General features: G+C 42.6%; 9 protein-coding genes. 6 read left to right on the top strand and 3 right to left on the bottom strand.

The features are described 5' to 3' along the window. Positions 1-11: 11 nt before the first annotated feature. Entirely contained in the window at positions 12-995 is a 984-nt protein-coding gene (locus PQ469_RS02830; RefSeq protein ID WP_274211622.1) for a glycosyltransferase, read from the bottom strand. Positions 996-1225: 230 nt separating this feature from the next. Here PQ469_RS02830 and PQ469_RS02825 point away from each other — a divergent pair, with 230 nt between their 5' ends. Both PQ469_RS02825 and PQ469_RS02820 read left to right on the top strand, forming a co-directional pair. After that, positions 1226-2518, top strand: a complete 1293-nt coding sequence (locus PQ469_RS02825; RefSeq protein ID WP_274211621.1) for a sugar MFS transporter — start codon at positions 1226-1228, stop codon at positions 2516-2518. Positions 2519-2595: 77 nt separating this feature from the next. After that, a complete protein-coding gene (locus tag PQ469_RS02820; RefSeq protein WP_274211620.1) occupies positions 2596-3183 on the top strand; it encodes a hypothetical protein in 588 nt (195 codons plus the stop codon). Between the two features lie 256 nt (positions 3184-3439). On the opposite strand, the gene lpdA is transcribed toward PQ469_RS02820, so the two are convergent. Then, positions 3440-4843, bottom strand: coding sequence for a dihydrolipoyl dehydrogenase (lpdA, locus tag PQ469_RS02815; protein WP_274211619.1), 1404 nt, complete (start codon positions 4841-4843; stop codon positions 3440-3442). Positions 4844-5317: 474 nt separating this feature from the next. Here lpdA and PQ469_RS02810 point away from each other — a divergent pair, with 474 nt between their 5' ends. After that, entirely contained in the window at positions 5318-7963 is a 2646-nt protein-coding gene (locus PQ469_RS02810) for an MBG domain-containing protein (RefSeq protein WP_274211618.1), read from the top strand. A gap of 246 nt (positions 7964-8209) precedes the next feature. Here PQ469_RS02810 and PQ469_RS02805 read toward each other — a convergent pair whose 3' ends face one another. Then, positions 8210-9208, bottom strand: coding sequence for a phosphotransferase enzyme family protein (locus tag PQ469_RS02805; RefSeq protein ID WP_274211617.1), 999 nt, complete (start codon positions 9206-9208; stop codon positions 8210-8212). Between the two features lie 182 nt (positions 9209-9390). Here PQ469_RS02805 and PQ469_RS02800 point away from each other — a divergent pair, with 182 nt between their 5' ends. The 3 genes from PQ469_RS02800 (at position 9391) to PQ469_RS02790 (ending at position 13671) form a co-directional block, all read left to right on the top strand. Further along, positions 9391-10002, top strand: a complete 612-nt coding sequence (locus tag PQ469_RS02800; RefSeq protein ID WP_274211616.1) for an XAC2610-related protein — start codon at positions 9391-9393, stop codon at positions 10000-10002. 103 nt (positions 10003-10105) lie between these two features. Then, a complete protein-coding gene (locus PQ469_RS02795) occupies positions 10106-11776 on the top strand; it encodes a M1 family metallopeptidase (RefSeq protein ID WP_274211615.1) in 1671 nt (556 codons plus the stop codon). A 218-nt stretch (positions 11777-11994) separates the two neighbouring features. Then, on the top strand, positions 11995-13671 hold the full coding sequence (locus tag PQ469_RS02790; protein WP_274211614.1) for a M1 family metallopeptidase: 1677 nt from the start codon (positions 11995-11997) through the stop codon (positions 13669-13671). Positions 13672-13839 lie beyond the last annotated feature (168 nt).

Genomic DNA, 13839 nt, shown 5'->3' with positions numbered 1-13839 from the left:
GGAAAACTATTCTAATCACTCCAGGGCAAATACTTCACCGTGTTGGCAACCTGTAATGTTGGTAATCCCAAATTCAATTGTTCGCCATTTAATACACGCTCATACAACTTAAGATATTTTTGTACCATGGTATGTACCATAAAGTTATCCATGGCATATTCGTAACAGTGCTGGTTGCTAAATTGATTTATCGCCTTAAGTGCGTTCACCAGGTCCGATTTACTATCGCTTAATAACCCCACTTCTGCCGGCACCAGTTCGGGCAGCGATCCGTAGGGCGTACCTAATACCGGGCAGCCAAAATACAGGCTTTCAATAATAGCCAACCCAAAAGGCTCGTGCCATAATACCGGGAACAACAATGCTTTGGAAGTATTCAACACGGCGGCCTTTGCATCGTTATTAACCATGCCCTTAAACCTTACATTTAAGTTTGGTGTAAACCGCAGCCCCATTTTTAAATTGAGGCGTGTGCCGCCCAATACAATCAGCTTATTGCCGCTTTGGGTGGCTACATCAATAGCGCCCTTTACGTTTTTAACCTTCCAGGCGGCTTTGGCCAGGAAATGGACAAGTGTCCGTTTTTTCGATAGATCGGGCTTGTGGTAATCGTCCGGGTCGAGGCCGTGGTGTACAAAAGCTTCGCCGCTGTAGCGCGATGCCTGGTTGGCAGATACAAATACCGAATTTTGATTTAAAGCCTGGCCAAAGCCCGGATTATCATGTACGTTAATCAAATAAGGTTTTTTGCTAAATCCATTTACCTGGAAGTGAAAGTGTACCACATCTACATCATCGGGTACCTGCAGGTTAATGTCAACCGCCGGGTCATAAACCAATACTTTGGCAAAGGGGCAGGTTGAACCAGGCGCAACAAGGTATGTAACCACATGGCCTAATCGTTTTAGCTCTTTACCCAGCCACCAGATAACACGTTCGGTACCGCCATATTTAGGCGCCGGGATGCGAGTGTTGTTTACTATTAATATCTTCATTTGAAAATGCAAGCGCCCGAATTTCGGAATTTAAATCGGATTGTTGTATTTTAGTGATATCCGGCTTTTTTCGTATCCATTGTCTCACCGATTGGTCTATTTTAGTAAAAACACTAATAAAACCATGATAAAATATTAATTTGTTAAATTTTTAACATCAACATTGCAAATGCTAAACTTTTTTAATTATTTTAGAAACTTAATTAACTTCTTAACGATTTAAATAAAAAATGACATCCATTACCAAACCCGAAATATCGGCACAAAAGAAAACAATTGTAAGTCCGGTAATAATCATCGGCGTTCTATTCTTCATTTTCGGGTTTGTAACCTGGTTAAACTCGGTATTGATACCTTATTTAAAAATAGCCTGCCAGCTAAATAACCGCGAATCGTACCTTGTGGCAAGCGCATTTTATATTGCTTACCTGTTAATGGCAAAACCATCGGCATGGTTACTTAAAATATTTGGTTTTAAAAATGGTATGGCCGTAGGGCTTATCATTATAGCCGTGGGCGCACTTATTTTTATACCCGCTGCTTTAACCCGTACCTACGCCATCTTTTTAATTGGCTTGTTTGTACAAGGCAGCGGCCTTGCGGTTTTGCAATCGGCATCAAACCCTTACATTACTATAATCGGGCCGGCTGAAAGCGCCGCAAAGCGTATCAGCGTTATGGGTATATTTAACAAATTTGCCGGCGTATTGGCGCCAATAGCGCTTGGTGCAGTGGTTTTAAACAACATCGATGCTTTTAACGCCAACCTTGCCAAATTAGATATCGCCCAAAAAACAGCCGAACTGAACGAATTAGCATCAAGGGTAATATTGCCTTACGTATTAATGGTGATCGTATTAGCCATATTGGCGGTGCTTATTTATTTTTCGGGCCTGCCCGAAATTGATACCGATCACGAGGACGAAACTGTAGCTGCCGCAAATTCGGGCAAAACAAGTATTACGCAATTCCCGCATTTAATATTGGGAGTGATAGCCCTGTTTTTTTACGTGGGTGCCGAAGTTATAGCCGGCGACTCGATAATTGGTTACGGCATAGCACACAATATCCCGCTATCTACGGCTAAATATTTTGCATCGGGTACCCTAATTTGTATGGTACTGGGATATATCGCCGGCATCGTGTTTATTCCCCGTTATATTTCGCAGCAAAAAGCGCTGGTATATTCGGCAGTATTGGGAGTTATTTTAACTTGTTTAGCTTTATTTACACCCAAATACGCGTCTATTAGCTGCATCGCTTTATTAGGTTTGGCAAACTCATTAATGTGGCCTGCTATTTGGCCGCTGGCACTTTCAGGGTTAGGCCGCTTTACCAAAATTGGTTCCTCATTACTGGTAATGGGCATTGCAGGCGCAGCGGTATTCCCTCCTATTTACGGTTTACTGGTTGATAAAATATCGGCCCAAACAGCTTATGTAATCCTAATCCCTATTTACCTGTTCATCTTTTATTTTGCAACAGTTGGGTATAAAAAGGGTAAACATGTGATAGCGGTATAGATAAAAATCTTATTTCCATCAACTGATAAGGCAGCGATATTGATTATATTGCTGCCTTATTAGTTTAACCTTATCCGATGAAATTACGTTTGAACTACTGGCAGCTCATCGCCCTTTTCTCACCTTTCATATTAGTTATCGGCTGTACATTTATGCCTAACCACATCCGGGCAAAATATTATATTAATACCGAACTGATATGCCTGTTATTGTGTATCGTTTTTCTGTTAGCCATCAGTTATCAAACCTACCTGGTAATTTCTTTCAACAAAAAGATAAAGGGTACCATATGGATAATTATTAATAATGTCCCGCCGGTTTTATTGACGTTTTTTTGCACATATGGTTGCGCACTTTTATTGACAGAGGATTTTAATGGTAAGAAATCGCCTGACGGCCCCGCCTCAGGGTCAGATTTCTGGCTGGTCAAAATGATTGTGGGCGTCTTTTTCATCCATGAGCTCATTACTTTCTTTGTGGTAAACAACCTGTATGTATCAGCTAAAATTGAAAAGGTGAAAGATAGCCTCCTGCGCCAAAGGTTATCCGATGATTTTTGGGAGCCCATGAAAAAGCTATTGATCATATCTATACTTAGCACAGCGGGCAGCTTTGTTCTGGCAATAGTTGCCGTGATTATTAAAAGCAGATTTTTGAAGAATTAGTGGCTCTATTCCAAATCAGCATTAAGTACAATCCCAATTAATAATTGGAGTGACTAATGTTTTCTGAACCGGAATTTATCGAATTAAAGAATTTTTAAAATTTTAAAATCCCTGGCAGCTAAATTCTGCCCATTCAAAAAATCCGTTTAATTCAGATTCACACAATTCCCCCATCAAAACAAAAAAGCAGAAACAACCTATATTGTCCCTGCTTTTAAATATTCTAACTGCAAACTCAAAACTGCCAACCGGCAACTTATATATGTATCGCTCTATTCTCCGTAGCTGCTAAACAAGCCTCGCGCATAGCCTCGGTATAAGTTGGGTGGGCATGGCTGATCCGGGCGATATCTTCGGCACTGGCACGGAACTCCATCGCAACCACAGCCTCGGCAATCATATCTGCCGCACGGGGGCCAATCATGTGTACCCCTAAAATTTCGTCGGTAGTGGCATCGGCCAGTACTTTAACAAAACCATCCAAATCGCCGCTGGCACGCGCACGGCCGCTGGCTTTAAAGGGAAACGATCCTGTTTTATATTTCACACCGGCAGCTTTCAATTGTTCTTCTGTTTGGCCGACGGCTGCAACTTCAGGCCAGGTGTATACTACGCCGGGGATCAGGTTGTAATCAATATGCGGTTTCTGGCCGGCAATAATCTCGGCAACCAGCGTACCTTCATCTTCTGCCTTGTGGGCAAGCATGGCGCCTTTAATTACGTCGCCAATGGCGTAAACACCTTTAACGCTGGTTTCCAGGTGATCGTTAACGGTAATTTTGCGGCCACGTTCTTCAACGGTGATGCCAATTTTATCTAAAGCTAAACCATCGGTATAAGCTACACGGCCAACAGCTACCAGGCAGTAATCACCTTTTAATTCTTGTTTCTCACCTTTAGGGGTATCAAAAGTTACGGTTACTTCTTTACCTTTTACGGTAGCGCCGGTTACTTTGTGGCCCAGGTAAAACTCCATCCCCAGTTTGGTTAATACCTTTTGCAGTTCGCGGCCAAGGGCTTTGTCCATAGTTGGGATAATGCCATCCATAAACTCAATTACAGATACCTTGGCACCCAAACGGGCATATACCGAACCCAGCTCCAGGCCAATAACGCCGCCGCCAATCAGCACCAGGTGCTTAGGCACTTCGGTAAGCGACAAAGCCTCGGTTGAGGTAATGATGCGTTTTTTATCGATCTGTAAAAATGGCAATGCCGATGGTTTTGAACCTGTGGCAATAATTACATTTTTACCGGTTATCTCTGTTTCGGTACCATCGGCCTTTTTAACAGTGATGGTATTTTTATCTTTAAAAGATCCTACACCAAAATGCGTGTCGATCTTATTTTTCTTCATCAGGTAGCTGATACCGCTGGTATTGGCATCCACCACTTCCTGCTTGCGTTTAACCATCTGTCCAAAATCGATACTTAAGTTTTCGAGGTTGATACCATGGGTTTTAAATGCATGGGCAGCATTATGGTAATGTTCGGATGAATCAAGCAGGGCCTTGGATGGTATACAACCTACGTTGAGGCAGGTACCGCCAAGGGTACTATATTTTTCGACGATAGCGGTTTTTAAACCCAACTGGGCGCAGCGTATAGCGGCCACATAGCCACCCGGGCCCGAACCGATAACGATAACATCATATTGCATAGTAGTGTGTTTTATGGTCGGCAAAGTTAGGAGTAATTATTGAATTAGTGAGTTAGTGAATTAGTGATTTGGTGAAAAGTAAAACGGCCTAATTTCTTGTTTACTACCGGCGACGGCATTATGGAGATAGGATTGAAAGCCAGGCGCTATATGGCACGGCGCAGACTACTCGCTCCCGTCGCGCTACGCTGGCCACCATCTTTCCCCAATAAAATCATTTTGCTTTATCACCTGCATGGTTAACGGCGTAGGCTTTTAATTTGCGCAGCAGGTTGAATTTATTGTGAATTTTCTTTGTTGATATAAAAGATGGAGAGGAAACGCCGGCATATTTGCCCTGTTTTGATTGTTAAAAATAATTTTATAGTTCCACCATTTATCTAACGGATTAAATATATTTGAACTCATAGTGTCAAGCTATAATTACTTAGCCTTAATCAGACCCTTTCAATATTTAGCATATATTATGCACGAATGAATAAATTTATACTTTACCTAAATCTTTCAATATCACTTCTCTTTTTATTTGTCAAAGCAAAGGGCCAAAATCAAACAGTTACCAATGGATCTGCTACCACCGCTATTAATTTTGGTGGAACAGGGTGTGTGTACAATTGGGTGAACAATACACCAGGCATAGGTTTGCCTGCAACGGGGACAGGCGATATACCTTCCTTTACGGCGATTAATACGGGTGATACTCCCGTTAAAGCATCTATTACAGTTACGCCGGGACTGGCGGGATTTGCGTATATAGCCCACATACAAAATAATACGGTATCTGTAATTAATATAGCAACCAATGTAGTTGTAGCTGTAATACCGGTAGGAGTCAGACCAGAATACGTTTCAGTTAGTCCTGATGGCAGCAGAGTATATGTAACAAACGGTGTGGATGATACAGTTTCGGTGATTGACACTAAAAACAATACCGTGATTGCTACAATTCCTGTAATGTTTTATCCCATAGGAGTTACTGTTAGCCCCGATGGAAGCAAGGTGTATGTAGTAAATCATAATGTCGGCAACATATCCGTTATCAGTGCGGTATCAAATACCGTTGTCGATAATATTTCTGTACCGTCAGATATATGGGCCGCAAGGATAAGTCCTGATGGTAGCAAAATGTACGTTACGGATTATTCATCAAATACGGTAACTGTTGTAGATTTAAAAACAAATACAATAATAACAACAATCGCAGCGGGTCCATTTCCCCTTGAACTATCATTGAATCCTGACGGTAGCAGGTTATATGTAACAAATATCAAATCCAACACTGTTTCAATTATTAATACATCCACCAACAGCGTAATATCTGACGTTACAGTAGGGCTTAATCCTAAGGGTATAATCGTAACTCCCGATGGCCATAATGTTTACGTTTCAAATTCTTCGCCAGGAACGGTTTCGGTGATAAGTACAACAACAAATACTGTAATTAAAACAATTGACGTGGGCGGAAATCCTTATGGGATATCTGTAAGCCCCGATGGAAGTAGGGTATTTGTGGCAAATGAAGCTTCAAACATCGTTTCAGTGATCAATACAGCGACCAATAAAGTAATAAATACAATTGACGTAAAAACTTCTGTTGAATCGCCGGGAAATTTTATTTCGCCGGGTTCTGGCTGTAACAGTTCTCCCGTTACTTTCACCATTACTGTTAATCCCTCTCCAAACATAACATCTTCGGGCAATTTGGCAGCGTTAAACACCACCTATGGTACGCCTTCGTCATCAATCAGTTTTTTGGTATCAGGCAAAAATTTAACTAACGGCATTGTGGTTACACCGCCAGCGGGTTTTGAAGTAAGTACTGATAATGTCAGCTTTGCCAGCACAGTCACCGTCGGTGCTGCGGGCAGCGTAACCTCCATACCGGTATATTTAAGATTGACCGCGGTTGCCAATTCTGGCAGTTACTCAGGCAATATTACTTTGAGCAGCAACGGAGCCACCAATGTAAACATCGCTGTTCCCAATAGCATAATTAGTCCGGCTGCTTTAACTATCCGGGCTAACGATATTGATAAAACTTATGGTTCAACCTTAAACGGGGTTTCCGGATCAGTGGCCTTCACATCAACGGGGTTAAAAAACCAGGAAACGATTGGAAGTGTAACGCTTAATTATGGTACAGGATCGGCAGCAACTGATCCAATTGGGTTATACCAAGGATCAGTAATACCATTATCTGCTACAGGCGGTACTTTTAATACCAGCAATTACAATATTACCTATACAAATGGCAATATTAATGTTCAACCACCGATTGCCATTACAGCAACGGGGACTTTGACATCATTAGAGACTATCTATGGCACTGCGTCATCATCTATAAGTTTTACAGTATCCGGCGAGGGTTTATCAACAGGGATTTTAATAACGCCACCAACTGGTTTTGAAGTAAGTACAAACAATATTCAGTTTTATCCAACGGTAATTATTGGCAGCGGCGGCACCATTGCTCCAAGTGAAATCTACATCCGGTTATCTGCTTTAAGTGTAGTGGGTAATTATACAGGCAATATATTACTTAGCAGCGCCGGTATCACTAACACTAACATGATTATGCCGTTAAGTTATGTAAATGTTGCCCCATTAAGTATAGTAGCTAATGATAAGACCAAGGTTTTTGGAACCGGCAATCCTACCTTAACCGTAAGTTACACAGGCTTTGTAAATGGCGAAACTGCCACAAATTTAATAACCAAACCCATAGTTATTACTACTGCAGCAACAACATCACCCGTAGGGCAATACATCATAACTGCCAGCGGGGCCGCATCGCCTAATTATGACATAAGTTATGTACCTGGCATTCTTACCATTACACCTCTTCCGCTATCTATCTCAATTCCAAATACGTTTACACCAAATGGGGATGGTGTAAACGATTCATGGGAAATTTCGGCCCTGGCTTTTTATAACAACAAGATTGTAAGCGTGTATAACCGTTTTGGAACGTTGGTTTTTCATTCTGTTGGTTACAGCATCCCATGGAATGGGACCTTGAACGGAAGGAGATTGCCGGTAGGTACTTACTATTATGTTATAGCTGTTGATGTGAATAAAAAGACAGAAACTATTTCGGGTTCGCTCACGCTCATCAGGTAGATGAACTAATTTCACGGTTTGCAAACTTAGTTCCCTGGCCCTTCCTCGCATAGCTATCATTGCAGCATATGGCTCAGAAACACCTGCGATATATATCGGGACGCCCTGCTCCGGTTTCGCGCGTGGTGTGGCTAAAAATAAAAAATGAAACTCACCCTCTATGCGGCTCTTGCCGGTGTGGGGTTGGCCAGCGTAGCGTAGCCTGGGTGAGTAGTGACCGGCGTTCAAACAATCATGCGTTTCAGATCAAAACTCACAATACTTATCCACCCACACTTTTATCAGCGCTACCCTGTCTTTAATAAACCTCGGCCCAAAAAACGGGTTCGACCAGTCATCAAAATGTTCATACTGAAACCCGAGGTAAAAAATCCAGAAGCCTACGCCAAGGTAAGGGATGGCTTTGAGTTCCTCGTCGCTAACCGCTCTTGTTTCGCGATAAGCAGCCACAAAAACAGCAAACATCCGTTCGGCTTCCCCGTCCTTTAATCTACCTGTATACACATGCATAAAGAAATGGACGAAAAACGACATCAGGTCGTTAACAAGCAACCCTTTACCTGCAAAGTCGAAATCGAAAAATGTTAAATTACCGGCATCGTCAAAATGAAAGTTTTTCGGTAAAAAATCGTACTGGCAATAGCCGTAGCTAAAGTTAGCGGTATCCAACGAGCTTAGCTTTTGAGCTACCTTAACTGCCAGATCCTGTAAATAAGCATACTCATCAGGCAGATCTTTAAACGCAGGTTCAAAACTTTTTAGGGGATTGATAAGCGTAGTTTCAATATTATATTCCCTGCGGGGATAACTAAGCCGGGCCACCGATGTGATGTTGTGAACCATAGCTATCTGCCGGCCAATGGTTTTTAACTGATCGTCGTTGAAATCCATAACCGGGGCGCCTTCGGCGTACGAGAAAAGGATGCCGTAACGGGTACCTTCGGGTGCGTCAAATTGTTGCAGCTGGCTGCCATCGACAGCAGTTATAGGGTAAGCTACGCTTGCACCGCCGGTCTTCAGCAAATTAAGCAGTTCAATTTCGCCTTGTATTTCATCGTGCGGGCGGTGTTGTTCGCGGTAGATCTTTAGTACGTATTTGGCGTCAATCGCCTCGATGATATAAGTATCGCTTACGCCGCGCAATAAAAACCTGCAATTAATTAGCTGCAGGCCATAAGCCACCCCAATATACTTTTTTAAAGCAATGGCAGATAATGTGGAATATTGTACCGGAAAATGTGCCATTGTTTTATTTATTTGAAAAGGGCTGCAATGATACGAAAATGAATGAAATCAGGCCCGGGTTTTATCCTATTTTAGCTAATATTGGTTATTTATTAGCTGCTTCATGTAACAGTGTTGTATTAAATTATTTGTTAGCATTTATGTTGCTAAATTAGGCTGTTATTTTGACTGATTAACAACTCATGCTGAAAAGAATATTATTGGGATTAGCTTTAATAATGGCATTGGGCTGCTATGCAAATGGGCAAGCACACACCTATTCAAAATTATCACATAAATTTGTTTTCAAAATTCAAGCAACTTGGTTTAAAGATACCGACGATGTTGCAAGGGTGTCGAATGTTAAATTATCTATTCTAAACAAGACAACTAATGATCAACAAGTTATTAGCTTTTTACCAGGCTGGTTTTTTGAGGGTGTTTTTAAATCAGATAGCGCATCGCGATCATACGTCACAGGGTACAATAAATCATTAGAAGTTATCGATTATGATTTTGGAGATCTCGTAATTGCTGACCTAAATTTTGACGGCAAGGAGGATTTAGCGATAAAATATGATTCTGGTGGTAATGGAGGCCCTATTTATAACTTTTACTTGCAGGATAACAAGGGTTATTTTCATAAAGATAATTATTTAACCGACCGCGTAGGTTCGTTCCCACGAGAAATCGACATCAAGCATAAAACGATAACCACACAGGTACACGCCAATGTAAGACATGAGGGGCGAAAAACATTCAAGTATTATCCCAAAACAAAACAATGGCGATTGGTTAAGTGGATAATGGTGTAATCATGTAGAACTTGATAGCCATAAAGACAAAATTAAACATACGAAATATCCACACCATTAAGTATTGTTTGGAACTTATCCCTAATGAGGAACTCAGTAACACATGAATATAAAACAACTATACCACACCGCGCTGCTCCTGTTAAGCACAGTAGCATTTTCGTTACCGGCCCATGCCCAACTCTTACAGGAAAAAGAAACCTTTACCCATGCCGATAGCCTGCGCGGTAATCTAACGCCGCCGCGTACCTGTTACGATATTAACTACTACCACCTGGATGTTAAGTTTGATATCGACCATAAAGCTATCAGCGGCAGCAACATGTTTAAGTTTACCGCCACACAAGATTTTACATTGCTGCAGTTTGATTTGTTTGCTAATCTTAGTGTAGATAAAGTAGTTTACAAGGGCAAAACACTGCCCTTTAAACGCGATGCCAATGCCGTGTTTTTAACTTTTCCAAAAACCGTTACCAAAGGCAGTAAAGATCAGTTCACCGTTTATTACTCGGGTAAACCAACCATTGCCATAAACGCGCCCTGGGATGGTGGCGTTGTTTACAAACAGGATTCGCTTAAAAAACCATGGGTGGTTACCGCCTGCGAGGGTGTGGGCGCCAGTATCTGGTGGCCCAATAAAGATCACCTGAGCGATGAGGTTGATAGCATGCTCATCAGCATCAGCGTCCCCAAGGGTTTAAAAGATGTATCTAACGGTCGCCTGCGCAAAGTTACGCCGTTAAAAGATGGTTATACCAAATTCGATTGGTTTGTGGCCAACCCGATCAATAATTATGATGTGGTTGCCAACATTGGCGATTACGTACATTTTGGCGATACCTACATGGGCGAAAAAGGCAAACTTACTATGGATTACTGGGTACTGCCCACCAGTTTGGAGAAGGCGAAAAAACACTTTAGTGCCAATGCCAGGCCCATGCTTAAAGCTTTTGAGCACTGGTTTGGCCCCTACCCTTTTTATGAGGACGGCTACAAACTGGTAGAAACCCCGCACCTGGGTATGGAGCACCAGGGCGCCACGGCTTATGGCAACCATTTTTTAAATGGTTATTTGGGCTACGATATGTCGGGCACAGGCTGGGGACTTAAATGGGATTACATCATTATCCACGAAAGCGGCCATGAGTGGTTTGGCAATAACATTACCGGGAAAGATTTGGGCGATATGTGGGTCCACGAAAGCTTTACCTGCTATTCCGAATCGTTGTTCATTGAAGATAACTGGGGCGAAAAAGCCGGGCAGGATTACAACTTCGGGCTAAGAGAAGGCATTAACAACGATAGCCCGGTGGTGGGCCCATATAATGTAAACAAAGAAGGCTCGGGCGATATGTACCCCAAGGGTGCGGTAGTGCTTAACATGGTGCGCACCATTATTAACGACGATGAAAAATGGCGCACTATCCTGCGCGGCCTCAACAAAACTTTTTACCACCAAACCGTTACATACGACCAGGTGGTAAATTACATTACCGAACAATCGGGCAAAAACCTGTTACCGGTATTTGACCAGTACCTGCGCTATAAGGATCTGCCCATCCTGGAGTTTGCAACCGTAAGGGGCAAATTCAGCGCCAGGTGGATAGCCAACGCCAAAGATTTCGCTATGCCCGTTTTAATCCGCGCAAAAGGCGGCGAGTATAAATTTATTACGCCTACAACCCGCTTTACACCGGTTGATGTTGAAGGGGTAAATAAGGATAATATTGAGGTGGATAAGTTGAATTTTTATGTGGGGGTGTTGGTTGATTGAGTGAGTGGTTGATTGGGTTGGATTGAGCTGATTAAGTTAAACCCGTTGTCATTTCGAACGAGGTACGAGGAGAAATCTTAGACAATTTGCATCGCGATAAGCCTCTCGAATGCAAGGCGTATAAGATTTCTCCTCACCCCATCGCTCAAAACCGCCCTTGGTTCGTTCGAAATGACAAATTTATTTTTTGATTTAGACAGGGCTTTACAATAATATATATGCAAAATAAGAACATGATTAAATACGCACTCGGCCTTTTGATGGCTGGTGCAAGCTTTTTGCCGGCAAAGGCACAATTAGGCACAGTTAAAGAAAAATTTACCCGGGCTGATACTTTACGCGGATCGTTAACAACGCCGCTGCGTACTTGTTACGATATCAATTATTATCACCTGGATGTGAAGTTTGATGTCGATAAAAAATTCATCAGCGGCAACGTGCTGTTTAAGTTTACCGCGGTTAGTGATTTTGATAAGCTGCAATTTGACCTTTGGAATAACCTAAAAATTGAAAAGGTGGTTTACAAAGGGCAGGAGTTAAAATATACCCGCGAGTTTAACGCCGTGTTTTTAACCTTCCCCAAAAACATCAGCAAGGGCAGTAAGGACGAGTTTACCGTTTATTACTCCGGCAACCCAACCATTGCCAAGCGTGCCCCATGGGATGGCGGTGTGGAGTATAACACCGACTCGTTAGGCCATGCCTGGGTATCAACAGCCTGCCAGGGCATGGGGGCCAGCGTATGGTGGCCAACTAAAGATCAGCAGGAGGATGAGGTAGATAGCGCCCTCATCAGCATCAGCGTACCAAAGGGTTTAAAGGATGTATCAAACGGTCGTTTACGCAAAGTTACCGACCTGAAGGATGGCTATACCCGTTTCGATTGGTTTGTAACCAACCCTATCAACAACTATGATATTGAAGCCAACATTGGCGACTACACCCATTACGAGGGCATATACAACGGCGAAAAAGGCAAGCTGACCATGGATTTTTGGCCCTTAAGTTATAACCTTGATAAAGCCAAAGCACAATGGGGGTTTGATGCGCCACGCATGCTCAAAGCATTTGAACATTGGTTTGGCCCTTATCCTTTTTACGAGGATGGCTATAAACTGGTAGAAAGCCATCACCTGGGTATGGAACACCAAAGCGGCACAGCTTACGGCAATCACTATAAAAACGGCTACCTGGGCCGCGATCTTTCGGGTACGGGTTGGGGACTAAAATGGGATTTCATCGTAATACATGAAAGCGGGCACGAGTGGTTTGGCAACAACATCACCTCAAAAGACCTTGCCGATATGTGGATCCACGAAAGTTTCACCAACTACTCCGAATCGTTATTTGTAGAAACCTTTTACGGCAAGCAGGCCGGCCAGGAATATGTACACGGCACCCGCATGGCCATTGCAAATGACAGGCCTATTGTAGGCGCTTACGGCGTAAACAAAGAAGGCTCGGGCGATATGTATTACAAAGGCGGTAACATGCTTAACATGATCCGTACTATTATTAATGACGATGAAAAATGGCACGGTATCCTGCGTGGCCTTAACAAAACATTCTACCACCAAACAGTTACTTACAACCAGGTAGTTGATTACATCAGCAAAGAGGCGGGCATGAACCTGGCGCCGGTATTTGACCAATACCTGCACTACAAAACCATCCCCATCCTCGAGATCATGTTCCGTGAAGGTAAAAGCTATGCCCGCTGGACCAGCACCGATGCTAAAGACTTTGCCATGCCCGTTAAAGTGCGCGTAAAAGGCGGCGATTACAAATTTATCACCCCAACCAAACAATTCAAACCTTTTGAGTTAGACGGCGCCACAAAGGACACCATTGAAGTTGACACATTTAATTATTATATTGGGGTGTTGGTGGAGTAGATGTTGGTGAGTGGTTGATTGGGTTGGATTAAGTTAAGTAGTTGATTGAGTTGGATTGGGTTGATAAGTTAGAATAAGGATATTCTTTTCAGATCAATCCGCGTCCCTACTTAACTCAATCAACTACTTAACTTAATCCAACCCAATCAACCACTTAACTTAATCAAC

It is taken from the genome of Mucilaginibacter sp. KACC 22773, from assembly GCF_028736215.1.
GTDB lineage: Bacteria > Bacteroidota > Bacteroidia > Sphingobacteriales > Sphingobacteriaceae > Mucilaginibacter.
Note: the sequence above shows the minus strand (reverse complement) of the source record. Positions and strands in the feature narration are given on the sequence as shown.

Excerpts from the sequence above, each read along its gene's own strand:
- PQ469_RS02820 (WP_274211620.1), top strand. The coding sequence starts at position 2,596 with ATGAAATTACGTTTGAACTACTGGCAGCTCATCGCCCTTTTCTCACCT.
- PQ469_RS02830 (WP_274211622.1), bottom strand. The coding sequence starts at position 995 with ATGAAGATATTAATAGTAAACAACACTCGCATCCCGGCGCCTAAATAT.
- PQ469_RS02810 (WP_274211618.1), top strand. The coding sequence starts at position 5,318 with ATGAATAAATTTATACTTTACCTAAATCTTTCAATATCACTTCTCTTT.
- PQ469_RS02800 (WP_274211616.1), top strand. The coding sequence starts at position 9,391 with ATGCTGAAAAGAATATTATTGGGATTAGCTTTAATAATGGCATTGGGC.
- PQ469_RS02790 (WP_274211614.1), top strand. The coding sequence starts at position 11,995 with ATGCAAAATAAGAACATGATTAAATACGCACTCGGCCTTTTGATGGCT.
- PQ469_RS02805 (WP_274211617.1), bottom strand. The coding sequence starts at position 9,208 with ATGGCACATTTTCCGGTACAATATTCCACATTATCTGCCATTGCTTTA.
- PQ469_RS02825 (WP_274211621.1), top strand. The coding sequence starts at position 1,226 with ATGACATCCATTACCAAACCCGAAATATCGGCACAAAAGAAAACAATT.
- PQ469_RS02795 (WP_274211615.1), top strand. The coding sequence starts at position 10,106 with ATGAATATAAAACAACTATACCACACCGCGCTGCTCCTGTTAAGCACA.
- lpdA (WP_274211619.1), bottom strand. The coding sequence starts at position 4,843 with ATGCAATATGATGTTATCGTTATCGGTTCGGGCCCGGGTGGCTATGTG.